Genomic DNA, 25,684 nt, shown 5'->3' on the forward strand with positions numbered 1-25,684 from the left:
GCGACACTATCCGAGGATCGCGCGCGCGTGGGAAGTACAGTTCGGGGCATGCCTCATCTGCGCTCCCGGACGGTCACGCACGGTCGCAACATGGCGGGCGCTCGCTCGCTGCTTCGCGCGGCGGGCGTAGCGAGGGACGCGATCGGCAAGCAGCCGATCGTCGCGGTGGCGAACTCGTACACGCAGTTCGTCCCGGGACACACGCACCTGTCGCCGGTGGGGCGCGTCGTCGCCGAGGCCGTCGAGGCCGCGGGCGGCATCGCGCGCGAGTTCAACACGATCGCCGTCGACGACGGGATCGCGATGGGGCACGACGGCATGTTGTACTCGTTGCCGTCGCGCGACCTGATCGCCGATTCCGTCGAGTACATGGTCAACGCGCACTGCGCGGACGCGCTGGTGTGCATCTCCAACTGCGACAAGATCACGCCGGGGATGCTGAACGCCGCGCTGCGGCTGAACATCCCGACGGTGTTCGTGAGCGGTGGCCCGATGGAGGGCGGTCAGACGGTCCTGGTCGACGGCACGGTCCGCAAGGGCCTGAACCTGATCACGGCGATCGCGGATGCGGTGAGCGACAGCGTTTCCGATGACGACTTGGCTCGGATCGAGGAGGCGGCGTGCCCGACGTGCGGGTCGTGCTCCGGGATGTTCACCGCGAACTCGATGAACTGCCTGACCGAGGCGATGGGGCTGGCGCTGCCGGGCAACGGCTCGACGCTGGCGACGCACACGGCACGGCGCGATCTGTACGAGGCCGCCGGCCGGACGGCCGTGGAGCTGTGCGCGCGCTACTACGACGGCGACGACGAGAGCGTGCTGCCGCGCGCGGTCGCGACGCGGGACGCGTTCGAGAACGCGATGACCTTGGATGTCGCGATGGGCGGCTCGACCAACACGGTGCTGCACCTGCTGGCCGCCGCGCAGGAGGCGGGCGTCGACTTCACGATGAGCGACATCGACGCGATCTCGCGCAGGGTGCCGTGCCTCTGCAAGGTGGCGCCGAACGGGACGTACCTGATGGAGGACGTCCACCGGGCCGGCGGGATCCCGGCGATCCTCGGCGAGCTGTGGCGTGGTGGGCTGCTGCACGAGGACGTCCACACCGTGCATGCGGGGTCGCTGTCGTCGTGGCTGGAGGAGTGGGACATCCGCGGCCCGAAGCCGAGCGAGCGTGCGGTCGAGCTGTTCCACGCCGCGCCGGGGTGCGTGCGGAGCGCCGAGGCGTTCTCGCAGTCCGAGCGCTGGGAGTCGCTGGATGCCGATGCCGCCGACGGCTGCATCCACGACGTCGAGCACGCGTACTCGAAGGACGGCGGGCTGGCGATCCTGCACGGCAACATCGCTCTGGACGGCTGCGTGGTCAAGACCGCGGGCGTCGACGAGTCGATCTGGGAGTTCAGTGGGCCGGCCGTCGTGGTCGAGTCCCAGGAGGCCGCGGTCGACGCGATCCTTAACCAGCGCGTGAAGCCGGGCGACGTGGTCGTCATCCGCTACGAGGGTCCGCGTGGTGGGCCGGGGATGCAGGAGATGCTCTACCCGACGAGCTACCTGAGGGGCTTGGGGCTCGGCGCGCAGTGCGCGCTGATCACCGACGGGCGGTTCAGCGGCGGGACCTCCGGCCTGTCGATCGGCCACATCTCGCCCGAAGCAGCGAGCGGCGGCGCGATCGCCCTGATCGAAGACGGCGACACCATCAACATCAACATCCCCCAGCGCTCGATCGACGTGGCCCTCACCGACGCCGAGCTCGAAGACCGCCGCTCCCGCCTGGAGTCCGGCAACGGCTACAAGCCCCTCGAAGACCGCCCCCGCGCGGTGTCACCCGCACTGCGCGCCTACGCCGCCATGGCAACGTCAGCCGACAAGGGCGCCATCCGCGACGTGTCGAGGATCGAAGCCCTGCAGGACGCCGCAACCCGCTCCGTCGAGCCCGCCTAACTCGGCACGCCGCGGCGCTTCACGCGCCGCGGCGACCGCCGTCCTCGCTACACGCGGTCACCTACGCCGTCGGTTCTGCAGGCGGTCGTGTCCGCGGCCGCACTCCCGCCCGCGCCGACGCTTGGAGTACCGGCGCGTTGTCGGTCGTAACTCCGCGACCGTTTGGCGGTCTCCGCCGTCCTCGGTACACGCGGTCGTCGGCGCCGCTGGTTCTGCGGGCGGTCGTGTCCGCGGCCGCACTCCCGCCCGCGCCGACGCTTGGAGTACCGGCGCGTTGTCGGTCGTAACTCCGCGACCGTTTGGCGGTCTCCGCCGGCGCTGGCTAGCGGCTGGTGAGCTCTTGGTCGCTGGGTTCGTGGCCGAGCTGTGCTCGGAGGCGTTCGCGGTGCTCGGTGTGGCGGCGGAGCAAGGGGAACAGCCAGGTGCGGATGGCTGCGAGCAGTGCCGTGTTGAAGGCGATGTAGAGCAGGAGGCCGCGTGGCCCGAGGCGCGTCGGCCAGCGCAGCCGGTACGCGAGGCGCGGGAAGGCCGCGACGCCGACGAACCGCCAGCCCGCCTCGCGCAGAGCCAGGTCCACGATCACGCGCAGCGAGCGGTCGGGCCGCGCCGGCGCCACGCGGCCGCTCAGTGGTCGTGTTCGCGCGCCCGTACCGGTAGCGGTGTGCGGCGCGAGCGGGGCGGCGAGGGCATCGCCGGGTCGCCGTGGGGGCCGCGCGGGCGGGGCTTGCGGGGTAGGCGGCGGCCGGAGCCGTGCGGGTAGGTCTTCGTCCCGCCGTCTCCGCCTTCGGATTCGGGCTCGCCGTCCTGATGGATCGCCCACCACACGATGTACAACAACATCGCGATCGGGATCTTGAGGACCAGCATCAGCCAGATGAACCCCCAGGTCATGGTGAGGTCAACGCTACCCCGACCCGCCCGCGTGTAGGGAATTCCTGGCGCCCGAGGTCCGCTGAGCGCTACTTCTTGGCGCGCTTGGCGGCCAGGCGCTGGGCCCGCGCACGAGCGAGCCGCTTCTTGCGCGCCGCCGCCTTCTTGCGGGCAGCGGCCGCGCGCTTCCTCTGCGCGGCGGTCAGCTTCTTCTTGACGACCCTCTTCTTCGCGGCCGTCCTCCTCTTCGCCGCCGCCGTGCTCGACCTCACGGAACCGCTGCCACTCGACGACGCATACGACGACACCGGCGCCACCGGCGCCGCCTTCCACGCGCTCGCCGGGATCACGGCGTGCAGCGCGGAGCCGATGTCCAGCGCGCCGCTCTGCACCGGCAGGGACCCATGACGCAGCCCGGAGAACAGCGCGCTCTCCAACCCTCCGCCGTCCAGGTCCGGCCGGACCGACGCCAGCAGCGCCAGCGCGCCTGTCACCTGCGGCGCCGCCATCGACGTGCCGGTCCGCCACTCGTAGCCGCCGCCCAGCGCGGTGCTCAGGATCTCCTCGCCGGGCGCGGCGACGTCGGCGCCCGGGCCGTAGTCGCTGACGCTCGACAGCCCGCCGTCGCGCGTCGTCGCGGCGACGCCGATCACGTTGCTCTCCCCGTACGCGGCCGGGTAGGTCGGCGCGCTCGCCAGGTCGTGGCCGTCGTTGCCGGCAGCCACCACGACCAGGACCCCGCGGGCCTGCGCGTACTGCACCGCGCTCTCGAGATCCGGCGTCGAGGTCGGCCCGGCCAGCGACAGGTTCACGATCCGCGCGCCATTGTCGACCGCGTAGCGGATCCCCTGGGCGACCGACGTCGTCGTGCCCTGCGCGTTGGCGTCGAGGACCCGGACGATCATGAGCTTCACGTTCCACGCGACGCCCGCCGTCCCGATCCCGTTGCCGCCGCGCGCGCCGACGATCCCCGCGACGTGCGTCCCGTGCCCGTTGGCGTCCTGCGGCGTGCCGTCGTTGTCGACGAAGTCGAAGCCGTGGACGTCGTCCACGTAGCCGTTGCCGTCGTCGTCGACGCCGTTGCCGGCGATCTCGCCCGGGTTGGTCCACAGGTTCGGGACCAGGTCCGGGTGCGACAGGTCCGCGCCGGAGTCGACGATCGCGACCGTCACGCCCGCGCCGGTGGTCTGGCGCCAGGCGCTCTCGATCCCCATCGGCTGGTCGCCGTCCAGCGCCCACTGGTCGACCGCGCGCGGGTCGGTCGCCGCCGCCTGCGCGGCACGCGCCCTCGGCGTCGCCGCCGCGGCGTGCGCGGTGGCGCGGCGCGGCGTGGAGCGCTGCGCGGGCCGGACGACGAGCGGCGTCGCCCTGAGGCCGTCGGGGGCGCCGATCCGCGGCGTGGCAGCCGACGCACCCGAAACGGGAGCGAGCGCCAGGGCGGCAAGCGTGGACGTGGTGAGTAGGGCGAATCCGCGGGTGACGAACGGCATCCCGGCCTCCGTGCCGGTAGCTGTGAAAGTTCGTCCGCGGTCTTCCGTGACTGCGCGGACACCACTACCTTCGGAACCCCGCGGCGGGATTCGCGCCCCGCTGGCCGGACGTCCGATCGGCCGGAAAACAGGTGTCCAGAACCCGACCGTCCCGCTCAAGGCCAATAAGATCGAACGACGATGCTGGAACGTCTGGCAGGCCCGATCATCCAGGCGCCGATGGCCGGCGGGCCGTCCACGCCGGAGCTCGCCGCGGCGGTCGCCAACGCAGGCGGCCTGGCCTTCTCGGCCGCGGGCTACAGGACCCCGGACGCGCTGGCCGCCGACCTCGACGCGACCCGCGCGCTCACGCGCGCGCCGCTGGCCGTCAACGTCTTCGGCGCCTCCGGCGCGCCCGCGGACCCGGACGTCGTGGCCGCCTACGCGCAGCGCCTGCGCCCCGAGGCCGAGCGCCTCGGCACGCCGCTCGGCGAGCCGCGCTTCGACGACGACCACCACGACGAGAAGGTCGCGCTGCTCGTCGCCCGCGCGCCCGACGACGTCGCGGCCGTCAGCTTCACCTTCGCCTGCCCGGACCGCGAGGTCGTCCGGCGCCTGCAGGAGTCCGGCAAGGGCGTCTGGGTGACGATCACGACGCCGCAGGAGGCGCGCGCGGGCGCGGCGTCCGGCGCCGACGCGCTGATCGTCCAGGGCACGGAGGCCGGCGGCCACCGCGGCGCCTTCGCCGACACGCCCGACGCCATCAACTACGGCCTGCTCGCGCTGCTGGCGCTGGTCCGCGACGCGGTCGACGTCGACACGCCGCTGATCGCGACCGGCGGGATCATGACCGCTGCGGGAGTCTCAGCGGTCCTCGCCGCGGGCGCCCGAGCGGCCCAGGTCGGCACCGCGTTCATGCTGACGCCGGAGGCCGGGACGTCCGCGCCGCACCGCGCGGCGATCAAGGACCCCAACAACGTCACGACCCTGACCCGCGCCTACACCGGCCGCCTGGCGCGCGGGATCGTCAACCGCCTGCACGCCGAGCACGGCGCGGCCGCGCCGATCGCCTACCCCGAGCTGCACCACATCACCGCGCCGCTGCGCGCGGCGGCCCGCGCCGCGGGCGACCCGGACGTCATCAACCTCTGGGCCGGCGAGGCCCACGCGCTCGCGCAGGAGCGGCCGGCCGCAGAGGTCGTGAAGGCGCTGACCCCCCTAGCTCGGCAAGGTGCCCCGCAGCGTTGAAAACGTCCAAAGCGTTGAAAGCGACAGCGAGGGGAGCTAGACTCGGACCCATGGCAGAGCTTCTGAGCACCCGTGAGCTCGCGCAGGAGCTCGGCGTCGCCGCCAGCACCGTGCGCTACTACCGCTCCTCCGGGCGGATCAGCCCGACGCGCCAGACCCCGGGCGGCCACGCTCGCTGGTCTGTGGACGAGGTGCGCGGTCAGCTGGCTGAGCGTCAGGCGGCCATCACCGGCCTGACCGAGGAGCGCTTCGCGCCGCTGGGTGTCAACGACATCGGCGAACGGGGCGCGGCGGGGATACCGCCGGAGATGGTCGCGCTCGGCGTGCGTGAGAGCGCCGCTCTCGCGATCGCCGACGAGCCGTTCGACGCCGCGCGCCATCGCTGGGGTGGGCGGCTGGTCGGCGCTCGTCGTCCGTACGCCGTCGCGTAGATGATCCGTCGCTCGGACGAGGACAAGGCCGAGATCGAGCAGCTTGCCCAGGGGCTGTGGCAAGGGGATCTGCTCGCGGCGCCGCTGGTCCCGGTGCTGGAGTCGCCGCACAGCACGTTCCTTGACGGCGTCGACGAGCTCGAGCCGGTTGACGAGCATGGCCTGTGGACGGTCGCCCCGCAGCAGATCGACACCGGCTGGGGCGCGATCGTCACGCAGACCTGCGACCTGGTCCGCCATCCCGACAAGATGCCGTTCCTGCAGCTCATGCCCATCGTCGAGCTCGACGAGCTGACGTGGAAGGCCGCGCATTACGGCAGTCGCGGCGACTACTTCGCGTTGCCGGCGATCGAGACGGCGGGTCTCGCCTTCCCCGCGATCGACAGCCAGCTCAGCTTCCCGGTGTCCAAGGCCGTGCTCGGGCATGCCGCCATCCCGCGTGCCGCCGCGCCGCTCGACCCGGCTGCGCGCGTGCTTCTGTCCTCGTGGTTGATGCGCCGCGTCGGCCGCTACGCCTTCCCCAACGATCTGGAGCAGCACGTCCTCAGCCACCTGCGCACCAAGGTGGCGAAGTCGATGGGCAGGAACTCGATGGCCGGACGGTTCGCCGATGCGCTGCTGGGCGTGTGGTGCTCGACGGAGTGGGCGGCCACCGTGTCGCTGATCTTCATCGTCGACCCCAACCGGCTGGCCTCCGGTGCGGCCATCGACGCCGACAAGGCGATGAGCGAGATCGTGAACCCGATCCGCAGGCGGCTGGCCGGCGAGGACGTCAAGGCCCAGGTCCTCCCGACGGCGCGAACGCTGGACAAGGTATCCGCGCAGCAGCTCTTCATCGAGCATCGCCAGGTCGACATGGACGTCCTCCCTACGGACGAGTTCGCCGCCAAGGCCTCGCTCGAGGCCTTGGCGGCGTTGAGCTCCGACGCCGTGTAGCGCGCTAGGCGCGCAGGGCGACCGGATCGACGGTGAAGTCCGTCATCCGCTGCAGGTCCGCGACGCGCGCCTGGACCTCGTCGGCCGTCAGGCGCTCGACGCGCTCGGTGCCGAACTCCTCGACGTTGTAGGACGCCAGCGCCGTGCCGTAGGCCATCGCGCGCGACAGGTGCGCGTGGTCGATCGGCTCGTCCGGGTGCGCGGCGATGTAGCCGACGAAGCCGCCCGCGAACGTGTCGCCCGCGCCGGTCGGGTCGATGACCTCGGCCAGCGGGTAGGCGGGCAAAGCGAAGAAGCCCTCCTCGGTGAACAGCGCTGCGCCGTACTTGCCGAGCTTGGCGACGACCGCCTTCGGGCCCCACGACAGGACCTCGGCCGCCGCCTGCTGCAGCGTCGGCTTCTCGGTCAGCTGCTCCAGCTCCTCGTCGTTGAGGATCAGGCAGTCGACGGTCCCGATGACCTTCTTCAGCGACGCGTTGGCGATCTCGATCCACAGGTTCATCGAGTCCATCGCGACGAACCGCGCCTTCGTGCACTGCTCGCGCACGTGCAGCTGCAGGTCCGGCTGGATGTTCGCCAGGAACAGGACGTCGGCGTCCTGGGACTCCTGGGACAGCTTCGGCTCGAACGACTCGAAGACGTTCAGGTCCGTCACGAGCGTGTCGCGCTGGTTGAGGTTGTTCGAGTAGACGCCCTTCCAGAAGAACGTCTTGCCGCCCGGGACGACCTCGACGTCGTCGGTCACCGTGCCGCGCGTGCGCAGCGTCGCGAACGACGCCTCGTCGAAGTCCTCGCCGACCGGGCCGACGGGCCGGACGACGTCGAAGAACGACGCGGCGAGGGCGAAGTGGGTGGCGGCGCCGCCGAGCATCCGCTCGCGCTCCCCGAAGGGCGTCTTGACGGCGTCATAGGCAAGGGATCCGACGACAGTGAGGCTCATACGGCGGGGGAGGCTAGGGGATCAGCTGGGTAGGGTGCCGCGCGATGCGCGCGATCCAGCAGGTCGAGTTCGGCGGTCCGGAGGTCCTGGAGCTGGTCGACGTCCCGGTCCCGCAGGCCGGCGACGGCGAGGTCCTGATCCGCGTCAGCCGCGCCGGGATGAACTTCGCCGACACCCACCAGCGCGAGAACTCCTACGTCCAGAAGCAGCAGCTGCCGCTGATCCCGGGCGGCGAGGTCGCGGGCGTGCGCGAGGACACGGGCGAGCGCGTCGTCGCGCTCACCGGCCACGGCGGCTACGCCGAGTACGCGGTCGCGCCGCAGGACCGGACGTTCCCGATCCCGGACGGCCTCGACGACGGCGCGGCGCTCGCGCTGCTGATCCAGGGCCTGACCGCGTGGCACCTCTACCGCACGTGCGCGCGCCTGACCGGCGGCGAGTCGGTCCTGGTGGTGAGCGGCGCCGGCGGCGTCGGCTCGCTCGCCGTCCAGCTCGCCAGGCCGCTCGGCGCGGGCCGCGTGATCGCGACCGCCTCGTCCGAGGACAAGCGCGCGCTGTGCCTGGAGCTCGGCGCCGACGCCGCGATCGACGGCGACGCGTCCGACGCCGACACGCTGCGCGAGCGGATCCTGGAGGCCAACGAGGGCCGCGAGGTCGACGTCGTCCTGGAGATGGCCGGCGGCCCGCTGTTCGACGTCGCGCTGCGCGCGATGGCCGACATGGGGCGGATGGTCGTCTACGGCATCTCCTCGCGCGAGCAGAACGAGGTCCGGACCGGCCGCCTGCTGAAGCGCTCGCAGTCGGTGATCGGCTTCTGGCTGTTCCACTACCTGGAGCGCCCGGAGCATCTCCGCGCCCCGCTGGCCGAGCTGTTCGCCCTCGCCGCGGACGGCAGCGTCACCGCCGTCGTCGGCAACACCTACATGTTGTCGGACGCACGGCGCGCGCAGGAGGACCTCGTGGGCCGCAGAACCCGCGGGAAGTTGCTCCTGGACCCCAGCGGGTAACGCAGAAGCGCCATGACGACGAACACGGCCGACATCACGCTCGTCACGATCTCCGCCTCCTACGGTGCCGGCGGCAGCGTCGTCGGGCCCGCGCTCGCGCAGCGGCTCGGCGTCCCGTTCGTCGACCGCGCCGTGCAGGCCGCGATCGCCGAGAAGATGGGGATCTCCCCCGACGCCGCCGAGCGCCTCGACGAGGACGTCGAGCGCGGCCTGGACCGCGTGCTCACCCACCTCGCGCCGATCAGCGAGTACTACGGCGACGTGGACCCGGAGGTCCTCAAGCGCTCCAGCCACCACGAGGCCGCCGAGCAGGCGATCCGGGAGCTGGCCGGCGGCGGCCGCGCGGTCGTCCTGGGCCGCGCCGGCGCCGTCGTCCTGGCCCACGACCCGCGCGCGCTGCACGTCCGCCTCGACGGCCCGCCCGACGCGCGGATCCCGCAGGCCGCGCGGATAGAGCGCATCGACGAGGACACCGCGGCGCGCCGCCTGAGGTCCACCGACCGCGCCCGCGAGGCCTACGTCAAGCGCTACTACCGCTGCGACGCCAAGGACACCGACCTGTACGACATCGTCCTCGACTCGACGCGCCTGGGCCCGGAGCTGTGCGTCGACATCATCGCGACCGCCTGCGGCTGCGGCGGCTCCGACGCCAGCCACGCCGCGGCTACGCCGCCGTCTTCGAGCTCCCCATCTCCTGCGCCATGAGCGACGCGAGCTGGGTGCGGGAGCGCAGGTCGAGCTTGCGGTAGATCTGCGACAGGTGGTACTCGATGGTCTTCGGCGACAGGAAGAGCTTCGCGGCCACCTGGCGGTTCGTGTCGCCGTAGGCGACCAGGCGCGCGATCTGCAGCTCGTGCGCGGTCAGCTCCTCCAGCCCCGCGGCGGCGACCGCCTCCCGCTCCGCCGCGCCGCCCTCGGCGGCCGCGCCGCCGGTCGCGCGCATCTCGACGCGCGTGCGGTCCGCCCACGGCGTCGCGCTGAGGCGCTCGAACGTGTCCAGCGCCTGGGTCAGCTGCTCGCGCGCGTCCGCGCGGCGGCGGTCGCGGCGCAGGCGCTCGCCGTAGGCGAGCTGGGTCCGGGCGCGCTCGAACGGCTGGCCGTCGCGCTCGTGGTGGCTGAGCGCGGTGATGAAGTGGTGCTCGGCGGTCCTGTCGGCCAGGATCCCGCGGCAGCGCGCCAGCGCCGCCGACGCCCAGTGCCCGCCGCCCGGCGTGTCGGCGAACTCCTCGAGCGCCTGGAACGCGGCGTCGGTCCTGCCCGCGCGCGCCAGCGCCTCGACGCGGTCGGCGCCGAACTGGATCAGCCCGCGCTGCATCCGCAGCTTGGTCGCGCTGCGGAACGCGCGGTCGTAGAGCTCGACCGCGCTCTCGATCTCACCCGCGCCGAGCGCGTCGAAGGCGAGCGCGTTGAGCGCGTAGATCGCCACCGACGTCCCGTCGAGCTCCTCGGCGAGGTGCAGCGCCTCGCGGGCGTGGGCGCGCGCGTCGTCGCGACGGCCCATCCCGGCCTCGGCGTGCGCGAGCACCGCGAGCGCGAACGTCAGCAGCGGGCGCAGCGCGGTCTCGCGCGCCAGCCGCGCCGCCTCGCCCGCGTCGGCGAGCGCGTTGGCCCAGCGGCCCTGGCGGTAGTCCATGATCGACTGCGAGACCAGCGGGAAGATGAGGTGGTTGATCGCGCTGGCCTGGCGCGCGGTCGCGACGAGGTGGTCCAGGACCGCGGTCGCGCGGTCCCAGCGCTCGTACCAGATGCCGCACTGGCCGGCCATCGCCACCAGCTCGCTGGGAAGCGCGAGGACGTACTCACCGGTCAGCAACGGCATCGCGGGATCGAGCAGCGCGTCGGCCTCGGCCTCGTGGCCGAGCGCGGCGTGCGCCTCGCCGACCAGCACGCCGGCGAGCACCTCCATCGGCGGGTTCAGCCCACCGGCCAGCAGCGCCCGCGCGCGGTCGCCGGTCCGGATCAAGGCCTCCATGTCGCCGGTCATCATGTGCGCGCCCGCCGCCTCGAGCAGCAGCCACGCGGCGTTGCCCGGATCCTCGGCGGCGATCCGCTCGGCCTCGGCGACCAGCAGGTCGTGGGCGACGACCGGCGCGCCGCGGCGCATCTCCACGCGCCCGCGCACGCGCACGACCTCGGTCGTCGGCGCGGAGTCGGCCGGGACCAGCTCCTGCGCGGCGCCGACCAGCGCCAGCGCGTGGTCGGCCTGGTTGGCCTGCGCGTAGTCGCTCGCCGCCTCCAGCAGGCGCCGCGCGCGGGCCGCGTCGTCGGTCGAGAGGTTCGCCGCGCGCTCGTACGCGCGCGCCGCGGCCAGGATCCCGCCGCGCGAGCGCGCCTCGGCGGCGGCCTCCTCCAGCGCCTCGGCGACCTGCTCGTCGGGCGCGTCGGCGGCGGCCGCGAGGTGCCAGGCGCGGCGGCCGGGTGTGGCGACCGTGTCGGCCAGCTCGGCGAGCGTGGCGTGCACCGAGCGGCGCTGGATCGGGTCGGCCGCGTGGTAGACGGCGGAGCGCAGGAGCGGGTGGAAGAACTCGACGCGGCCGTCGAGGGCGATCATCTGCGCGGAGACCGCGGCGTCGAGCGCGCTCTTCGGGACGCCGCGCAGCTCCAGGGCCTTCAGGTAGATGTCGTGGCGGCCGGTCTGCATCGCGGCGGCGATCAGCAGCGCCTCGCGCGTCGCGGCGGGCAGGTCGGCGAGCTGGCGTGCGAACGCGTCCTCGATCCGGTCGCCGGCCTGCAGCGGGCCGGCCAGCGGCTCGCGGCCGGCGAGCTGGTCCGGGCTCAGCCCGCGCGGGATCTCGGTCAGCGCCAGCGGGTTGCCGTGCGCGCTGGCGAGGAGGTCGGCGGCGACCTTCTCGGAGACGTGCGACGGCGCCTCGCGGCGCAGCAGCGCGGCGGCGTCGGCATCGGCGAGCGGCGCGACCGCGCGCGACTCGATGCCCTCGAAGGCGGCGAGCACCTCGTCGACCGGCCGCGCGGCGAAGACGAGCACGACGCCCTCGGCGCCGAGCCGGCGCGCGACGAAGCTCAGCGCCTCGCGCGACGCGTCGTCGAGCCAGTGGACGTCGTCGGCGACGACGAGGTACGGCCTCTCCTCGGCCGCGGCGGCCAAGAGCGACAACATGCCGGCGGGGACCGCGAAGCGGTCGAACGGCGTCGGCGCCTCCAGCGCCAGCGCGGAGCCGAGCGCGCGCGCCTGGACCTCCGGGATCCTGTCGCGCAGCGGCAGCAGCGGCGTCAGCAGCTCCAGCAAGCCCGCGAACGGGATGTCGGACTCCGACTCGTAGCCACGCGTCCGGAGCACGCCGAGATCGCGCGCGGAAGCGGCGTCGATGGCAGCCTTCAGCAGCGAGGACTTCCCGATGCCGGCCTCTCCGTGGAGCAGGACGGCGGCGCTCGTGCCCTCCGTGGCGCCGTTCAACAGATCTTCGATGTGCGCGATCTCGCGCTGACGGCCTAGCAGCACTCGGCGCAATCATGCCATGGCCACGCGCTCCGCTGCAGGCTTTTGCGCCAGCCGCGCGGCGCATCGCGCGGCCCGCGCACTACCCTTCAGGGGTACATGACCGCCTTCGCGGACCTCGGCCTCAGTGAGCCGACCCTTCAAGCCCTTCAAGACGTCGGCTACGAGCAGCCGAGCCCCATCCAGGAGCAGGCGATCCCGATCCTGCTGCAGGGCGAGGACATCATCGGCCAGGCCCAGACCGGATCCGGCAAGACGGCCGCGTTCGGCCTGCCGATCGTCGAGCACGTCGACCCCACCGACGGCGAGGTCCAGGCCCTCGTCCTGACCCCGACGCGCGAGCTGTGCATCCAGGTCACCCAGGCGCTGCGCACCTACGGCGCGCGCAAGGGCGTCGACGTCGTCGCCGTCTTCGGCGGTGCTCCAATCCGCAGCCAGCAGGCGCAGCTGCGTGCCGGCGGCCACGTCGTCGTCGGGACCGTCGGCCGCGTGCTCGACCTCCTGTCGCGCGCGTCCCTGCACCTCAGCGACTGCCGCTTCGTCGTCCTCGACGAGGCCGACGAGATGCTCGACCTCGGCTTCCTCGAGGACGTCGAGAAGATCCTCAAGCTCTGCCCCAACGGCCGTCAGACCGCGCTGTTCAGCGCGACGATGCCGCCGCCGATCCGGGAGCTGGCCGACCGCTACCTCTACCACCCGCAGACGGTGAAGGTGAAGTCGGCGAACCTGACCGTCGACACCGTCGAGCAGTTCCGGCTCGAGGTCAAGACGCCCGACAAGCCCGAGGCCTTGGTGGACGTCCTGCGCGAGGAGCGCCCCGACCAGGCGATCGTCTTCACGCGCACGAAGATCCGCGCCGACCAGCTCTACAAGAAGCTGCGCGACAAGGGCATGAACGTCAAGGCGCTGCACGGCGACATGTCGCAGGGCCAGCGCGACGGCGTCATGTTGTCGTTCAAGGGCGGGCGCGTCCCGATCCTCGTCGCCACCGACGTCGCGGCGCGCGGACTCGACATCTCGACGGTCACGCACGTCGTCAACTTCGACGTCCCTACCTCTCCGGATGTCTACGTGCACCGCATCGGCCGCACCGGCCGCGTCGGCCGCTCAGGCCGTGCCATCACCTTCGTCGAGCCCAAGCAGCAGAAGGAGCTGCAGGCGATCGAGAAGCACATCGGCATGGAGCTCAAGCCGTGGTCGCCGGGCGCGCACACCGCGGCGGCGCCGGTGGTCGAGAAGCCCAGGCGCCACACCAAGCCGCAGCTCTCGCGCAACGGCTCGGAGGAGTACCGGCGCGTGCTGGCCTCCGGCGGCGCGGCCGACGGCCTCGAGGTCGCCGACGTGATCCACGCGATCACGAGCGCGGCGGGGCTGGACGGCGAGGCGGTCCGGGACGTCCGCGTGCTGCAGAAGTTCACGCTGTTCTCGGTGCCCGACGCCGAGGCCGAGGCGATCGTCGCCGCGGTCGACGGCGCGAGCGTCGCCGGGCACAGGATCCGGGCCGAGCTGGCACGAAGCTGAGGAAGGACCGCAACCTCGGTGCGCCGAAGGGCGTTCGGGGTATGGTGGAGATCGTTCGATGACGCTTTTGCTCAGGGATACCGAGACCAAGACGGCCGAGGCGCCGGCCGGCGACACGCCGGGCGGCGAGACGCCTCCGGAGGCCGCGCCGGTCGCGACCGCGTGCCCGAAGTGCGGCGCGCCGGTCGAGCCGGGTCAGGACTGGTGCCTGAACTGCGGTGAGGCCCAGGCCTCCCGCCGGCTCGCGCTCCCGGGCAAGAGGGCGATCGGGACGGTCCTGGCGTTGACCGGCGTCCTCGTCGTCGGTGCTGTCGCCGCCGCCTACGCGGCGCTGGACCAGAACTCGCCGGCCACGCCGGCCGGCACCACGCAGGTCGCGCAGGTCCCGGCGCCGCAGCCGTCGGCCGCCGCGCCGGCGCCGGTCGACACGGCGCCCTCGGACGCCGCGCCGAGCAGCACGCTGCCGCCGACGACCGGGAGCACCGACGTGCCGCCGGCGTCGTCGACCCCGGCGCCGTCGCTGCCGAGGACGACCACGCCGTCGATCCCGACGACGCCGTCGACCGGCGCCACGGGCTCCACGGGCTCGACCGGGTCCACGTCGACCGGCTCGGACTCGTCGAGCAAGGGCGACACGACGTCCACCACCCGGACGTCCACGACGCCGGAGCTGCCGGATCCCGTCGCGATCAGGCTCGACCCGACCGCCGCGTCGCTGTACGACCCGTACAGGCGCGACATCGCCGACGCCACGACCGCCGACCCCAAGAAGGCGCTCGACGGCGAGGCCGGGACGTCGTTCCCGATCACCGTCGCCGACGGCGCGGAGTCGATCGGCGCGGGCCTGGTCATCGACCTCGGCTCCAAGCAGGGCGTGCGCGAGGTCGACGTGACGACCAAGACGCCGGGCTTCAAGATCGAGCTCTACGCCACCGACGAGACCGACCTGCCGCCCGACATCACCGACACGCGCTGGGCGCACCTGAAGGACATCAGGGACGTCGGCACCGACACCGACGGCAAGGTCAAGGTCGACCTCGGCGCCGGCACCACCAAGTACCGCCACGTCCTGCTCTGGCTGACGACGCCGCCCACCGATGGGTTCACGGCGCGGCTGAGCGAAGTCAGGGTCTTCGGCTAGCCGCCTGACGGCGCGGCGCGAGCGCGCGCCGCGCGTTGGCTAGGGTGGCGGTCATGTCTACCGCCACGATGACGACGAGCGAGGGGCCGATCACGATCGAGCTCTTCGACGCCGATGCGCCGAAGACGGTCCAGAACTTCAAGGACCTGGCCGGCAAGGGCTTCTACGACGGCCTGATCTTCCACCGCGTGATCCGCGACTTCATGATCCAGGGCGGCTGCCCGCAGGGCACCGGCACCGGTGGCCCGGGCTACCAGTTCGAGGACGAGATCAACCAGCACAAGATCGTGCGCGGCGCCCTGGCGATGGCCAACGCGGGCCCGAACACGAACGGGTCGCAGTTCTTCCTGGTCACGACGCCCGAGGCGCCCTGGCTCGACGGCAAGCACACGGTCTTCGGCCAGATCACCGAGGGCCTGGACGTCGTCGACAAGATCGAGGGCAAGCCGACCGACGCCCGCGACAAGCCCAACGACGACGTGACGATCGAGTCGATCACGATCGCCGAGTAGCGCGCGGTCCGCGCTCCTCCGATTCTTCACCTCGGGCGACCGGTGGCGGGTATAGTGGTCTAGACCACATGTCCGCTGCCGGTCGTTCGTCTTCTGAGGGTTCCATGCGGTTGGGCGTGCGCGCCGCGCTGGTCGACGGCGAGCTCGTGCCGGGCGACGTCGTGGTGCAGGACGGCCGGGTGCTGGAGGTCGGCGCCGGCGGTGGGCCGTCCACGGGTGGCGTCGCCGTCCCGGGGTTCCTGGACCTGCACATCAACGGCCTGGTCGGTGTCGACTTCCTGTCGACCGACCTCGACGGCTACCGCGCGGCGGGCGTCGCGCTGGCGGGCCACGGGGTGGTCGGCTACCTGCCGACGTTCATCACCTCGCCGGTGGGCGACTACGAGCCCGCGCTGGCGGTCGCCGCCGAGGCGGCGCAGCAGCTCGTCGGCATCGGCGCGCGGGTTCATGGGGTCCATCTCGAAGGGCCGTACCTGTCGCCGCACTGGCCGGGCGCCCACGACCCGGACTACCTGCGCGCGCCCGACGTCGCCGAGGCGCTGGCGCTCTGTGTCCCCGGGCTCGTGCGGATGATGACGCTGGCGCCCGAGCTGGACGGCGCGCTGGACCTGGTCGCCGCGCTGGTCGAGCACGGCGTCGTCGTGAGCTGCGGCCACACCGACGCCGACGCGGCGACCGCCAACGCCGCGTTCGACCGCGGCGCCCGCGCGATCACCCACCTCTACAACGCCCACCGCCGCTGGAAGCCGCGCGACCCGGGCGTCGGCGGCGCCGCGCTGGTCCGGCCGGGCGTGACGGTCCAGGCGATCGTCGATCATGTACATCTTGCTCCGGAGGCCGCGTACGCGGCGTTCCTGGCCGCGAGGGACCGCTTCTCGCTGGTGACCGACGCGATGGAGGCCGCGGGCCAGGGCGACGGGACCTACCGGCTGGGCCGCCGCGAGGTCGCCGTCCACGGCGCGTCGGCGGAGCTGTCCGACGGCACGCTCGCGGGCTCGGTCCTGACGATGGACGCCGCGGTCCGCAACCTCCACGGCTGCGGCGCGACGTTCGCCGAGGCGATCTGGGCCGCCACCGGCGCCCCCGCCCGCCTGCTCGGCGACCCGGAGCTCGGCATCCTGCGCCCGGGCGCCCGCGCCAACATCACCGTGCTCGACGACGACGACCTCACCGTGCTCCGCACCCTCGTCGAGGGCGCCGAGCAGTTCGTCGCGATCGCCTAGCGGGTCGGGCTGCGGTGTCTGGACTGCCGGACTGGTTGGACTATCGGACTGCTGGCGAGGTCATGGAGCTGTTCCGCCGGCATCCAGGTGCCGGACGGCGTCTCGCTGATCCCGACGGCGAGCGGCGATGAGGCGATCTTCCTGGTCGGTCCGGACCAAGCCGCGAGGATGCAGGAGGCGTCGCTGACCGCGGCGCTGACGGGCCTGTTGGGACGCAAGGTGTGGATCGTCACGAATGCGTCCGGCTGGCGTGAAGCACCGGTTCCGCTCCCGTCGCGTTGACCGAGTTATAGGAGTCGCCCGCGGAAGCGGGAGACCATCGCCGCCTCCTGGAGGTCGATCTGCTCCAGGAGGTCGCGGGCCGCGTCGTCGTCGAGGCGGTCGTGGATCATGCCGTCGACGATCGCGTTGCGCTGGGCGGCGATCACCTCGCGGGTGAGCTGCTCGATCGCGGCGGCGGTCACGCCGCGGTCGTCGAGCGCGTCGAGGGCCTGGGACTGCGCTTCGCGCTGGCGCTCCAGGCGCTGGGAGGCGCGCTCGACCCACTCCGGATCGATGCCCGCGGGCGGGTCGGCGACGAAGCGCCTGTAGACCTCCGACGCCGCCTCGCCGGCGACCACCTCGACCGCGCGGCGCTGCTCCCTCATCAGCTGCGCCTCGCCCGGGTCCTCGACGCCGAGCCGGCTGATCAGCCACGGCAGCGTCGCGCCCTGCAGCAGCAGCGTCCCGACGGCGACCATGAACGCGATCGCCTGGATCTCCGGCCGCCCTGGGAACGGCTCGCCGTTGTGGAGCGTCGCCGGGATGCCCGCGGCGGCCGCGAGCGTCACGACGCCGCGCATCCCGGTCCAGGCGACGACGACGCCCTCGCGCAGCGTCAGCGGCTCGGGTGGTCGCGGCGGCCTGGGCGGCCGGTGCGCGCGGCGTCCGCGCCGCTGCGCGCGTTGCAGGCGCTGCACGCGCCGCGCGTTGTTCTCGTTGAACCGCTGCTGCATGCGGATCACGCCCGGGTCCTCGGGCGAGTCCTCCAGGACCAGGCCGCTGCCGAGCGTCAAGAACATCCACAACGGCCGGACGACGATCACGACCGCGAGGATCAGCAGGCCGCTCCACAACACGGTGGTCAGCGACGCGTGGGCATCCTGCAGGTCTTCGATCACGAACCGCAGCTGCAGGCCCATGTAGGCGAACACGAAGGCCTCCAACAACACGTCGATGGCGCCCCAGACCTCGCGCTCCTGCAGCCGCGTCTCGTAGTCGAAGCGCACCGACAGCGTGCCGATCACGAACCCCGCGCTGACGACCGCCAGGACGCCCGACGCCTCCAGCGCCTCGCCCAGCATGTAGGCCGCGAACGGCGTGACGAGGCCGAGCACGGTCTCCAGCCCCGCGTTGTCGAGCACGCGCCGGACGGTCAGGACGAGCAGCGCCAGCGCGACGCCCGCGACGGTCCCGACGACCGAGGAGTACAAGAACAGCAACACGGGGTTGTCGATGAACGTGTGGGTGCCGGAGACGCTGGCGACCGCGATCGAGAAGATCGTCAGCGCCGCGGCGTCGTTGACCAGCGACTCGCCGGTGAGGACGCTCAGCACCCGCCGGCGCAGCCCGAGCCGGCGCCCGATCGCGACCGCGCTGACCGCGTCGGGTGGCGCGACGACCGCGCCGAGGATCAGCGCGGCGCCGCCGGTCAGGCCCGGGACCAGCAGCTTCCCGGCGAGCCCGACGGCGAGCGCGGTCACGACGACGAGCCCCACGCCCAGAACGAGGATCGGCCCGAGCTTGCGGAAGAACGACGAGACGCTGAACCCGACCGCGGCCGAGTACAGCAGCGGCGGCAGGACGACGCCGAGGATGACGTCGGTGTCGAGCTCCAGCCGCGGCACGCCCGGGATGAACGACGCCGCCAGCGCGACGACCGTGATCACCAGCGCCGGCTGGGCGCCCTTGCGGTCCGCGAACGCGTTGACCGCGATCGCGCCGACGATGACGAGAACGAGCTGCAGGCCGTTCACGCCGTGCAGCCTATGGGTCTAGTGCGTCTCGGTGACCTTCGACAGCCCGAACGGGCTGTCGGGGTCGATGCCGCGCAGCAGCGAGACCTCGCGGGCGAGCTGCTGGGCGCGGACGATCGCGGTGATCCCGGCGAGGCCGTCGGGGACGGAGGCGGGGATCCGGAGGTCGGCGTCCGGACCGGTGCCGATCGCCAGGACGCGGCCGCCGCGGGCGCGCGCGGCGTCGGCGAACTCGGCGACGTCGGCCGCGGCGGGGCCGCCGGCGCTCAGCGTCAGGACCGGCAGCTCGCGGCGCACGACGGCGATCGGGCCGTGCAGGAAGTCGGCGGCCGAAGCGCCCTCCGCGAGGATCCCGGTCATCTCCTTCAACTTCAGCGCGGCCTCCAGCGCGGCGCCGAGCATCAGCCCGCGCGCGATCGCCACGAGACCCTGAGCATCCCCTACAACTTCGGCGGCGACCCGGGCGGGCGCGTCGTCGTCGAGGATCTCCATCACCGCGCGGGGGAGGACCCTCCACGCGTCCAGCGCCCACGGCAGCACGGTCTCGTCGTCGTGGACGAGCGCCTCGGCCAGCAGCGCGAACGCCGCGAACTGCGCGGTCACGGTCTTGGTCGCGGGCACCGCGCGCTCGCTCCCGGCGGCGGTGTCGATCGTCGCGTCGGCAGCGCCGGCCAGCGGGCTGTCGCGGTCGTTGGTGATCGCGACGGTCGTCGCGCCCGCGGCGCCGAACGACTCCAGGACGCTGACGATCTCCGGCGTCTTGCCGGACTGCGAGACGCCGACGGCCAGCCAGCCGTCGAGCCGGTCCCTGACGCCGTAGCGCGTCACCAGCGACGGCGCGGCCAGCGCGACCGGGCGCCTCGTCGCCAGCTCCAGCACGTAGCGGCCGAAGACCGCCGCGTTGTCGGACGACCCGCGCGCGACCAGGACGATCCCGACCGGCGCGCCCGGCAGCGCCTCGCGCACGTGCGCGATCAGCTCGTCGCGACGGCCGGCGAGCGCGAGGAGCACCCGCGGCTGCTCGGCCATCTCGGCGGTCATCAGGGCTCCGGGTGAGTCGGTCACGGGCGGCGCTCCTGGCGCAGTCGGATCTCGTAGCGGTCGCCGCGGAACAGCGACCACGCGTAGGCGACCGGCCGCTCGTCGGCGTCGATCAAGATGGTGTGGAACTTCAGGCCGGCGCGGCCGGGGGCGACGCGCAGCAGGTTGGCGTCCTCGCCGACGATCTCGACCGCGACAACTTGCTGGTCGGCGACCGGGAACCTCGCGCCGAAGCGCTCTTCCAAGGTGGTGAACAACGAGCCTTCCAGCGGCTCTTCCTCGGCGAGCGCGCCGAAGCGGTCGGCGGGCAGGAACGCCTCCTCCAGCGCCATCGGCTCGCCGTCGGCGGTCCGGACGCGGCGCACGCGCACGACCTGCGCGCCCGGCTCCAGGCCGAGCCGCCGGGCGACGAGGTCGTCGGCGGCGACGGTGCCCTGGCCGAGCACCTGCGAGCCGGGCTTGAGCCCGCGCGCCCGCATGTCCTCGGTGAACGACGACAGCGCCGCGGCCTGCGCGACGCGCGCCTCGGCGACGAACGTGCCGCGGCCCTGGACGCGCTCGACCAGGCCCTCGCCGGCCAGGCGCGTGATCTCGGCGCGCACGGTCATCCGCGCGACGTCGTAGCGCTCAGCCAGCTCGCGCTCGGAGGGGAGGGGATCGCCGGGCTTCAGCGCGTCGATCAAGTCCTCCAGGATGGTCCGGAGCTGCTCGCCCTTCGGCGAGCGACGGGACAGCTTGCGGGGGAGCTCCGCGCCGGCGGCGGCGCGCCGGCGCGGAGTCTCCTGGGCCTGCTGCTGCCCGTCCCGCGGGCTCACGAGATGCCGGCCGCCTGGCACGCCTTCGCGTACGAGCCCGTGCAGATGTCGGCGGGCTTGAGGAAGCCGTCGGCGATCACGGTGGACTTGATGTTGTCCTTGGTGATCGACAGCGTCGGGACCAGCGCCGACGGGACCTGGCCCGCGCCGTTGTCGGTCTTCTCCGGGGTCAGCGACGCCGGGACCGGCTTGCCCTGGACGAGGTCGACGGCGATCTCGGCGGAGGTGCCGGCGATCTTCTTCAGCGGCTGGTAGACGGTCATCAGCTGCGTGCCGGCGAGGATGCGCTGGATGCCGTCGACCTGCGCGTCCTGGCCCGTCATGAAGAACCTGCTCGAGCTCAGGCCCGCGGACCTCAGGGCGGAGTAGACGCCGGCGGCCATGCCGTCGTTGGCGACGTAGATGCCGTCGAAGCCGGTCTTGCCAAGCGAGGTGATGGTCTGGTCCATCTCCTGCTGGGCCTTGTCGGCGGCCCAGTCGGGCGTGTCGTAGGACTTGACGATCTTGGCGCCGGCCCTGTTGTACACCGACAACGCGCCCTTCTTGTAGGGGGCGGAGTTCGAGTCGGTGGGGGAGCCGTTGATCATCACGATGCGCGGGTTCGCCTTGCCGGCGGCCTTCAACGCGGCGAGCTGCACCTGGGCCTGCTGCTGGCCCACCTTGTAGGGGTCGATCGACACGTAGTAGTCCAGCGGCGCCTTGGCGACGAGACGACCGTAGCTGACGACGGGGACCCTCTGCTGCTTGGCCTGGTTGACGATCCCGGCCGCGGAGGCGACGTCCACGGCGTCGATGACGAGGACCTTGGCGCCCTGGGTGAGCGCGGCTTCGGCCTGCTGCTGCTGCTTGGCGGCGTCCTGGGTCGCGTTCTCGTAGACGACCTCGCAGGACGGGCACAGCTCCTTCACCTTGTTGATGAAGAACGGCTTGTCCTGGTTCTCGTAGCGAGCGGTCTGGTTCTCGGGCAGCAGGAAGGCGATCTTGCCGCCCTTGCCGCTGCTCGCTGAACCGGACGCGGCCGTGCTGCTGCCGTTGGACGACGTGTTGCTGTTGTCGTCACTGGACCCGCAACCGGCGCCGACCGCGGCGAACGCGGTCACCAGCAGGACACCGGCGGTGGCCCGTGGGTTGAACTTCGGGAACATCTACTCCTCCTCGGCAAGGGTACGTGCCGGGCGAGCGTAGCACTGGTGGTCTAGACCAGCAAGGGGAAGTGGACTACACCAGTTGGGGGCGCGTCTCCGCCGCTGACCGGCCACGCGTCGTCAAGGCGTTCCGACCGAGCCGTCGGGCGTGGCCTGGTTCGGGATCGTGACGCCCGAGTCGGGCTGGGCCGAGTCGGTCTGCGGGGTCGTCGTCGCGGCCGAGCCGGAGCCGTCGTCGCTCGGCACCGCGGGCGTCGTGCCGGTGTCGGTCGGCGGCGTGGTGTCGTCCGGGACCGTCGGCGTGTCGTCGCCGGGGACGGTCGGCGTGGTCGCGCTTCCGCCCCCGCCCGACGACGACGGCCTGCGGGTCGAGGCGGCGCGGTGGGCGGGCGTCGCCGCTCCCGAGGACGAGGCGGTCGAGGTCGTCGAGGACGTCGTCGCTCCACCGCCCTGCGCGTGGTGGCCGTGCGGCGAGAAGTGGTGGCCGCGCAGCTTCACGTTGGGCGCGGGCTCGCGCGCCGCGGTGGTCACCGCGGCGGGGGAGGGGGCGGAGGCGGCGTCCGGCTGGGGCGCGTTCCTGCCGGACCTCACGAGCAGGACGACCGCCAGGGTGACCACCGCACCGGTCACGAAACAGAGCAGATTGCGACGCATCACGACGTTCTTCGCAACGATTGTGACGCCACAAAGGTGACGCGGTCGTCATCGCGGACATCAGCCGGTATGTTTGACACCCCGTCGAGCGATCAGGAGAGGGACGGATGGCAGCCACGGAACAGCCGGTGCAGGAGACCGCTTCCGGCAAGCAGGAGTTCGCGGTCGAGAACCCGGCCACGGGCGAGGTCATCGCCCACTGCCCGGACCTGGGCGCGGCCGACATCGCCGCCATGGCCAGGCGCGGCCGCGAGGTGCAGCCCGCGTGGGACGCGCTCGGCTTCGAGGGCCGCGGCCGCATCCTGCGCCGCATGCAGAAGTGGGTGATCGACCACCAGGACGAGATCATCGCGGTCATCCGGTCGGAGACCGGCAAGACCTACGAGGACGCGCTCATCGCGGAGATCTCCTACGGCGCCGCCGCCTTCGGGTTCTGGGCCGTCAACGCGCCCAAGTACCTGGCCGACGAGAAGGTCAAGTCCTCGGCCGTCCTGGTCAAGGGCAAGAAGCTGATGCTGCGCCACAAGCCGCTGGGCCTGATCGGCGTCATCGGCCCGTGGAACTACCCGCTGACGAACTCGTTCGGCGACTGCATCCCGGCGCTGGCCGCCGGCAACAGCGTGATCCTCAAGCCGTCGGAGATCACGCCGCTGACGTCGCTGAAGCTCGCCGAGGGCCTGCGCGAGTGCGGGATCCCGGAGGGCGTCTTCCAGGTCGCCACCGGCCTCGGCGCCACGGGCGCCGCGCTGGTCGACCAGGTCGACATGATCATGTTCACCGGCTCCACCGCGACCGGCAAGAAGGTCATGCAGAAGGCGGCCGAGACGCTGACGCCGGTCTCGCTCGAGCTCGGCGGCAAGGACCCCATGATCGTCCTGGCCGACGCCGACGTCGACCGCGCCGCGAACACCGCGCTGTACTACGGGATGTTCAACGGTGGGCAGACCTGCATCTCGGTCGAGCGCGTCTACGTCGAAGCGCCGGTCTACGACGAGTTCGTCGCCAAGGTCACCGACAGGGCGCGCGCGCTGCGCCAGGGCGACGGGCCGTCGGGCTCGGTCGACGTCGGGTCGATGACGTTCCCGCCGCAGGTCGACATCGTCGAGCGCCACGTCGAGGACGCCAAGGCCAAGGGCGCCAAGGTCCTGGTCGGCGGCGCTCGCGGCGAGCACGACGGCGGCTACTGGTACGAGCCGACGGTCCTCGTGGACGTCGACCACACCATGTCGGCGATGATGGAGGAGACGTTCGGGCCGACGCTCCCGATCATGAAGGTCCGCGACGAGGAGGAGGCCATCAAGATGGCCAACGACTCGCCCTACGGCCTCGGCGCCTCCGTGTTCGGCAGGGACACCAGGCACGCCGAGGCGGTCGCCCGCCGCGTCGAGGCCGGCGCGGTCTGCGTCAACGACGCGCTGATCAACTACTCGGCGCTGGAGCTGCCGATGGGCGGCGTCAAGGCCTCCGGGATCGGCTCGCGCCACGGCGCCGGCGGCATCCGCAAGTTCACGCAGCAGCAGGCCCTCCTGGTGACGCGCTTCGCCACCAAGAAGGACCCGCACATGTACCCCTACAGCGCGAAGATGACAGCCCGCCTGGGCAAGTTCTTCGGCTTCCTGTACGGGCGCGGCAAGCGCGACTAGCGCGCGGCACGGCGGGTCAGCAGCTCCCGCTCACGTTCGTTGCGGGTGAGGTGCGCGGCGGCCAGGAAGGCGTCGCGTGCCTCCTCGTTCCGGCCGGCCTTCGACAGGAGGTCGCCGCGGACGGAGTGGGCGAGGTGGAAGTCGGGTGGTGCGCCCGCCGCCTCCAGCACCGCCAGGCCGGCCTCCGGCCCGAAGGCGAAGCCGACCGCGACCGCGCGGTTGACCTCCAGGACCGGCGACGGCGCGATCGTGCCGAGCGCCTCGTAGAGCGCGGCGATCTTCACCCAGTCGGTGTCGTCGGCCCGCGCCGCGCGCGCGTGGCAGGCCGCGATCGCCGCCTGCAGCGTGTACGGCCCGGCCGGCCCGGGCAGCGCCAGCGCACGATCGAGCGACGCCAGCCCGTTGTGCATCAACAAGCGGTTCCACCTCGTGCGGTCCTGGTCGAGCAGCAGGATCGGCGCACCGCCCGGGCCGACCCGCGCCCCGATCCGCGACGCCTGGATCGACAACAGCGACAACAACCCGTGCGCTTCGACCTCACGCGGCGCCAGCGCGACGAGCGTGCGCGCCAGCCGCAGCGCGTCGAAGCACAGGTCGGGCCGCAGCCAGTCGTCGCCCGCGGTCGCCGCGTAGCCCTCGTTGAAGATCAGGTACACCACCTCGAGCACCGACCGCATCCGCGCCGGCAGCTCGTCGCCGTCCGGTACGGCGAAGCCCACGCCGGCGTCCGCCAGCACCCGCTTGGCCCGCACGATCCGCTGCTGGATCGCGGCCGTGCTGGTGAGGTACGCCCGCGCGATCTCGTCGGTCGTCAGCCCGCCCAGCGCGCGCAGCGTCAGCGCCACCCGCGCGTCCACCCCCAGCGCCGGATGGCAGCAGGTGAACATCAGCGCGAGCAGGTCGTCGTCGCCCGCTCGCTCGCCGGCCGGAAGCGGCCGGGCGGCGGCGAGCTCGGCGCCGATGGCCTCCAGCCGCGCCGCGCGCCGGAACCCGTCGATCGCGCGGCGCTTCGCGGTCGCCATCAGCCACGCGCCGGGGTTGTCCGGCACCCCGTCACGCGGCCACGTCTCCAGCGCCGCGACCAGCGCGTCCTGGGCGAGGTCCTCGGCGCGGCCGACGTCGCGCGTCATCCGGGCGAGCCCCGCGACCAACCGCGGTGACTCGATCCGCCAGACCGCGTCGACCGTGCGCCGCGCCGAGTCCCCCGAGCCCAAGACGACCAAGACCTACAACGTGCTCGCCGGCTGCTCCGGCGGGTTCTGGTCCTCGAACATGGCCTGGACCTCCTCCGGGAAGTCCGACATCTCGAAGATCTGGCGCAGCTCGACCGCGACCTCGCCGGCGTTGACCGGCACGCGCGAGGCCCACTCGATCGCCTCCTCGCGCGTCTTGGTCTGGATGATCCAGTAGCCGCCGATGATCTCCTTGGCCTCCGTGTACGGCCCGTCGACGACCGTCGGGCCGCCGCTGCCGAACTCGATCCGCGCGCCCGCCGACTCCGGCTGCAGCCCGTCGAGCGCCAGCAGCGCGCCGGCCTTCTCCAGCTCGTCGTTGTAGCGGCCCATCCGCTCGAAGTCCTCCGGCCTCTGCTCGGCGTCGTAGAGGTCCGGCTGGATCTTGATGAACATCATGAAACGCATGGCGGTGAGTCTCCCTGGTGGTTGGTGGTGCGTTC

The 25,684-nt window shown here is 72.6% G+C and carries 24 protein-coding genes; 12 read left to right on the plus strand and 12 right to left on the minus strand.

Features of this window, described 5'->3' with window-relative positions; genetic code table 11:
- Positions 1–48: 48 nt before the first annotated feature.
- Positions 49–1,941, plus strand: a complete 1,893-nt coding sequence (gene ilvD, locus H030_RS34165) for a dihydroxy-acid dehydratase (protein ID WP_051223411.1) — start codon at positions 49–51, stop codon at positions 1,939–1,941.
- A 322-nt stretch (positions 1,942–2,263) separates the two neighbouring features.
- Here the strand turns inward: ilvD and H030_RS0121595 are convergent, their stop codons facing one another.
- The 3 genes from H030_RS0121595 to H030_RS34170 all read right to left on the minus strand — a co-directional run bounded on the left by H030_RS0121595 (position 2,264) and on the right by H030_RS34170 (position 4,301).
- Positions 2,264–2,557 carry a hypothetical protein gene (locus H030_RS0121595; RefSeq protein WP_027007654.1) on the minus strand — a complete coding sequence of 98 codons (294 nt, stop codon included), beginning with the start codon at positions 2,555–2,557 and terminating at the stop codon, positions 2,264–2,266.
- Between the two features lie 8 nt (positions 2,558–2,565).
- Positions 2,566–2,832 carry a hypothetical protein gene (locus tag H030_RS0121600; RefSeq protein ID WP_027007655.1) on the minus strand — a complete coding sequence of 89 codons (267 nt, stop codon included), beginning with the start codon at positions 2,830–2,832 and terminating at the stop codon, positions 2,566–2,568.
- 68 nt (positions 2,833–2,900) lie between these two features.
- Entirely contained in the window at positions 2,901–4,301 is a 1,401-nt protein-coding gene (locus tag H030_RS34170; RefSeq protein ID WP_051223414.1) for a S8 family peptidase, read from the minus strand.
- Between the two features lie 180 nt (positions 4,302–4,481).
- On the opposite strand from H030_RS34170, the gene H030_RS0121610 reads away from it, so the two are divergent.
- From H030_RS0121610 to H030_RS37685, 3 genes are read left to right on the plus strand one after another with little or no spacing between them, the layout of a single operon-like run.
- Positions 4,482–5,528 (plus strand): nitronate monooxygenase, encoded by a 1,047-nt coding sequence (locus tag H030_RS0121610; protein WP_027007656.1) that lies wholly within the window; start codon positions 4,482–4,484, stop codon positions 5,526–5,528.
- A gap of 50 nt (positions 5,529–5,578) precedes the next feature.
- Positions 5,579–5,959: a MerR family DNA-binding transcriptional regulator gene (locus tag H030_RS34175; RefSeq protein WP_035129236.1), complete on the plus strand. Its 381-nt coding sequence runs from the start codon at positions 5,579–5,581 to the stop codon at positions 5,957–5,959.
- Positions 5,960–6,895 (plus strand): hypothetical protein, encoded by a 936-nt coding sequence (locus tag H030_RS37685; protein ID WP_051223416.1) that lies wholly within the window; start codon positions 5,960–5,962, stop codon positions 6,893–6,895.
- 4 nt (positions 6,896–6,899) lie between these two features.
- Here the strand turns inward: H030_RS37685 and H030_RS0121625 are convergent, their stop codons facing one another.
- The gene (locus tag H030_RS0121625) at positions 6,900–7,835 is read right to left on the minus strand and encodes a PfkB family carbohydrate kinase (protein WP_027007657.1); all 936 of its coding nucleotides are present in this window, start codon (positions 7,833–7,835) and stop codon (positions 6,900–6,902) included.
- A 44-nt stretch (positions 7,836–7,879) separates the two neighbouring features.
- Here H030_RS0121625 and H030_RS0121630 point away from each other — a divergent pair, with 44 nt between their 5' ends.
- The gene (locus H030_RS0121630; protein ID WP_027007658.1) at positions 7,880–8,842 is read left to right on the plus strand and encodes a quinone oxidoreductase family protein; all 963 of its coding nucleotides are present in this window, start codon (positions 7,880–7,882) and stop codon (positions 8,840–8,842) included.
- A gap of 12 nt (positions 8,843–8,854) precedes the next feature.
- Positions 8,855–9,547 (plus strand): AAA family ATPase, encoded by a 693-nt coding sequence (locus tag H030_RS34185; protein WP_051223418.1) that lies wholly within the window; start codon positions 8,855–8,857, stop codon positions 9,545–9,547.
- Here the strand turns inward: H030_RS34185 and H030_RS0121640 are convergent.
- The gene (locus tag H030_RS0121640; RefSeq protein WP_027007659.1) at positions 9,507–12,302 is read right to left on the minus strand and encodes an AAA family ATPase; all 2,796 of its coding nucleotides are present in this window, start codon (positions 12,300–12,302) and stop codon (positions 9,507–9,509) included. The genes H030_RS34185 and H030_RS0121640 overlap by 41 nt on opposite strands.
- 96 nt (positions 12,303–12,398) lie before the next feature.
- Between H030_RS0121640 and H030_RS0121645 the strand changes: the two genes are divergently transcribed.
- The 5 genes from H030_RS0121645 to H030_RS0121665 all read left to right on the plus strand — a co-directional run bounded on the left by H030_RS0121645 (position 12,399) and on the right by H030_RS0121665 (position 16,978).
- Positions 12,399–13,820 carry a DEAD/DEAH box helicase gene (locus H030_RS0121645; RefSeq protein WP_027007660.1) on the plus strand — a complete coding sequence of 474 codons (1,422 nt, stop codon included), beginning with the start codon at positions 12,399–12,401 and terminating at the stop codon, positions 13,818–13,820.
- 58 nt (positions 13,821–13,878) lie between these two features.
- The gene (locus H030_RS0121650) at positions 13,879–14,961 is read left to right on the plus strand and encodes a zinc ribbon domain-containing protein (RefSeq protein ID WP_155892206.1); all 1,083 of its coding nucleotides are present in this window, start codon (positions 13,879–13,881) and stop codon (positions 14,959–14,961) included.
- 53 nt (positions 14,962–15,014) lie between these two features.
- On the plus strand, positions 15,015–15,473 hold the full coding sequence (locus H030_RS0121655) for a peptidylprolyl isomerase (RefSeq protein WP_051223420.1): 459 nt from the start codon (positions 15,015–15,017) through the stop codon (positions 15,471–15,473).
- Positions 15,474–15,577: 104 nt separating this feature from the next.
- Positions 15,578–16,696 (plus strand): N-acetylglucosamine-6-phosphate deacetylase, encoded by a 1,119-nt coding sequence (gene nagA / locus H030_RS34190; protein WP_035129244.1) that lies wholly within the window; start codon positions 15,578–15,580, stop codon positions 16,694–16,696.
- Between the two features lie 87 nt (positions 16,697–16,783).
- The gene (locus H030_RS0121665) at positions 16,784–16,978 is read left to right on the plus strand and encodes a hypothetical protein (protein ID WP_027007663.1); all 195 of its coding nucleotides are present in this window, start codon (positions 16,784–16,786) and stop codon (positions 16,976–16,978) included.
- Positions 16,979–16,983: 5 nt separating this feature from the next.
- Here the strand turns inward: H030_RS0121665 and H030_RS0121670 are convergent, their stop codons facing one another.
- From H030_RS0121670 to H030_RS37690, 5 genes are all read right to left on the minus strand, one after another.
- Positions 16,984–18,711 carry a cation:proton antiporter gene (locus H030_RS0121670; protein WP_196809226.1) on the minus strand — a complete coding sequence of 576 codons (1,728 nt, stop codon included), beginning with the start codon at positions 18,709–18,711 and terminating at the stop codon, positions 16,984–16,986.
- A gap of 18 nt (positions 18,712–18,729) precedes the next feature.
- Positions 18,730–19,776, minus strand: coding sequence for an SIS domain-containing protein (locus H030_RS0121675; RefSeq protein WP_051223423.1), 1,047 nt, complete (start codon positions 19,774–19,776; stop codon positions 18,730–18,732).
- Positions 19,773–20,567 carry a GntR family transcriptional regulator gene (locus H030_RS39820; RefSeq protein ID WP_196809227.1) on the minus strand — a complete coding sequence of 265 codons (795 nt, stop codon included), beginning with the start codon at positions 20,565–20,567 and terminating at the stop codon, positions 19,773–19,775. Before H030_RS39820 ends, H030_RS0121675 begins: the two co-directional genes overlap by 4 nt.
- Positions 20,564–21,712 (minus strand): substrate-binding domain-containing protein, encoded by a 1,149-nt coding sequence (locus H030_RS0121685; protein WP_051223426.1) that lies wholly within the window; start codon positions 21,710–21,712, stop codon positions 20,564–20,566. Before H030_RS0121685 ends, H030_RS39820 begins: the two co-directional genes overlap by 4 nt.
- Positions 21,713–21,832: 120 nt before the next feature.
- On the minus strand, positions 21,833–22,342 hold the full coding sequence (locus H030_RS37690) for a hypothetical protein (RefSeq protein ID WP_051223428.1): 510 nt from the start codon (positions 22,340–22,342) through the stop codon (positions 21,833–21,835).
- Positions 22,343–22,473: 131 nt separating this feature from the next.
- Between H030_RS37690 and H030_RS0121695 the strand changes: the two genes are divergently transcribed.
- Complete coding sequence (locus tag H030_RS0121695) at positions 22,474–24,009, plus strand: aldehyde dehydrogenase family protein (RefSeq protein WP_051223430.1); 1,536 nt, start codon at positions 22,474–22,476, stop codon at positions 24,007–24,009.
- Here the strand turns inward: H030_RS0121695 and H030_RS0121700 are convergent.
- Positions 24,006–25,223: an RNA polymerase sigma factor gene (locus H030_RS0121700; protein WP_027007669.1), complete on the minus strand. Its 1,218-nt coding sequence runs from the start codon at positions 25,221–25,223 to the stop codon at positions 24,006–24,008. The two genes, H030_RS0121695 and H030_RS0121700, sit on opposite strands and share 4 nt — an antisense overlap.
- 12 nt (positions 25,224–25,235) lie before the next feature.
- Positions 25,236–25,649, minus strand: a complete 414-nt coding sequence (locus H030_RS34200; RefSeq protein WP_051223432.1) for a YciI family protein — start codon at positions 25,647–25,649, stop codon at positions 25,236–25,238.
- Positions 25,650–25,684 lie beyond the last annotated feature (35 nt).

Origin of the sequence: Conexibacter woesei Iso977N (assembly GCF_000424625.1) — a bacterium.
GTDB classification, from domain to species: domain Bacteria; phylum Actinomycetota; class Thermoleophilia; order Solirubrobacterales; family Solirubrobacteraceae; genus Baekduia; species Baekduia woesei_A.

Excerpts from the sequence above, each read along its gene's own strand:
- H030_RS0121655 (WP_051223420.1), top strand. The coding sequence starts at position 15,015 with ATGTCTACCGCCACGATGACGACGAGCGAGGGGCCGATCACGATCGAG.
- H030_RS0121645 (WP_027007660.1), top strand. The coding sequence starts at position 12,399 with ATGACCGCCTTCGCGGACCTCGGCCTCAGTGAGCCGACCCTTCAAGCC.
- H030_RS0121695 (WP_051223430.1), top strand. The coding sequence starts at position 22,474 with ATGGCAGCCACGGAACAGCCGGTGCAGGAGACCGCTTCCGGCAAGCAG.
- H030_RS0121650 (WP_155892206.1), top strand. The coding sequence starts at position 13,879 with ATGACGCTTTTGCTCAGGGATACCGAGACCAAGACGGCCGAGGCGCCG.
- ilvD (WP_051223411.1), top strand. The coding sequence starts at position 49 with ATGCCTCATCTGCGCTCCCGGACGGTCACGCACGGTCGCAACATGGCG.
- H030_RS0121685 (WP_051223426.1), bottom strand. The coding sequence starts at position 21,712 with ATGTTCCCGAAGTTCAACCCACGGGCCACCGCCGGTGTCCTGCTGGTG.
- H030_RS0121625 (WP_027007657.1), bottom strand. The coding sequence starts at position 7,835 with ATGAGCCTCACTGTCGTCGGATCCCTTGCCTATGACGCCGTCAAGACG.
- H030_RS34175 (WP_035129236.1), top strand. The coding sequence starts at position 5,579 with ATGGCAGAGCTTCTGAGCACCCGTGAGCTCGCGCAGGAGCTCGGCGTC.
- H030_RS0121610 (WP_027007656.1), top strand. The coding sequence starts at position 4,482 with ATGCTGGAACGTCTGGCAGGCCCGATCATCCAGGCGCCGATGGCCGGC.
- H030_RS37685 (WP_051223416.1), top strand. The coding sequence starts at position 5,960 with ATGATCCGTCGCTCGGACGAGGACAAGGCCGAGATCGAGCAGCTTGCC.
- nagA (WP_035129244.1), top strand. The coding sequence starts at position 15,578 with ATGCGGTTGGGCGTGCGCGCCGCGCTGGTCGACGGCGAGCTCGTGCCG.
- H030_RS34170 (WP_051223414.1), bottom strand. The coding sequence starts at position 4,301 with ATGCCGTTCGTCACCCGCGGATTCGCCCTACTCACCACGTCCACGCTT.
- H030_RS34185 (WP_051223418.1), top strand. The coding sequence starts at position 8,855 with ATGACGACGAACACGGCCGACATCACGCTCGTCACGATCTCCGCCTCC.
- H030_RS0121600 (WP_027007655.1), bottom strand. The coding sequence starts at position 2,832 with ATGACCTGGGGGTTCATCTGGCTGATGCTGGTCCTCAAGATCCCGATC.
- H030_RS34200 (WP_051223432.1), bottom strand. The coding sequence starts at position 25,649 with ATGCGTTTCATGATGTTCATCAAGATCCAGCCGGACCTCTACGACGCC.
- H030_RS0121630 (WP_027007658.1), top strand. The coding sequence starts at position 7,880 with ATGCGCGCGATCCAGCAGGTCGAGTTCGGCGGTCCGGAGGTCCTGGAG.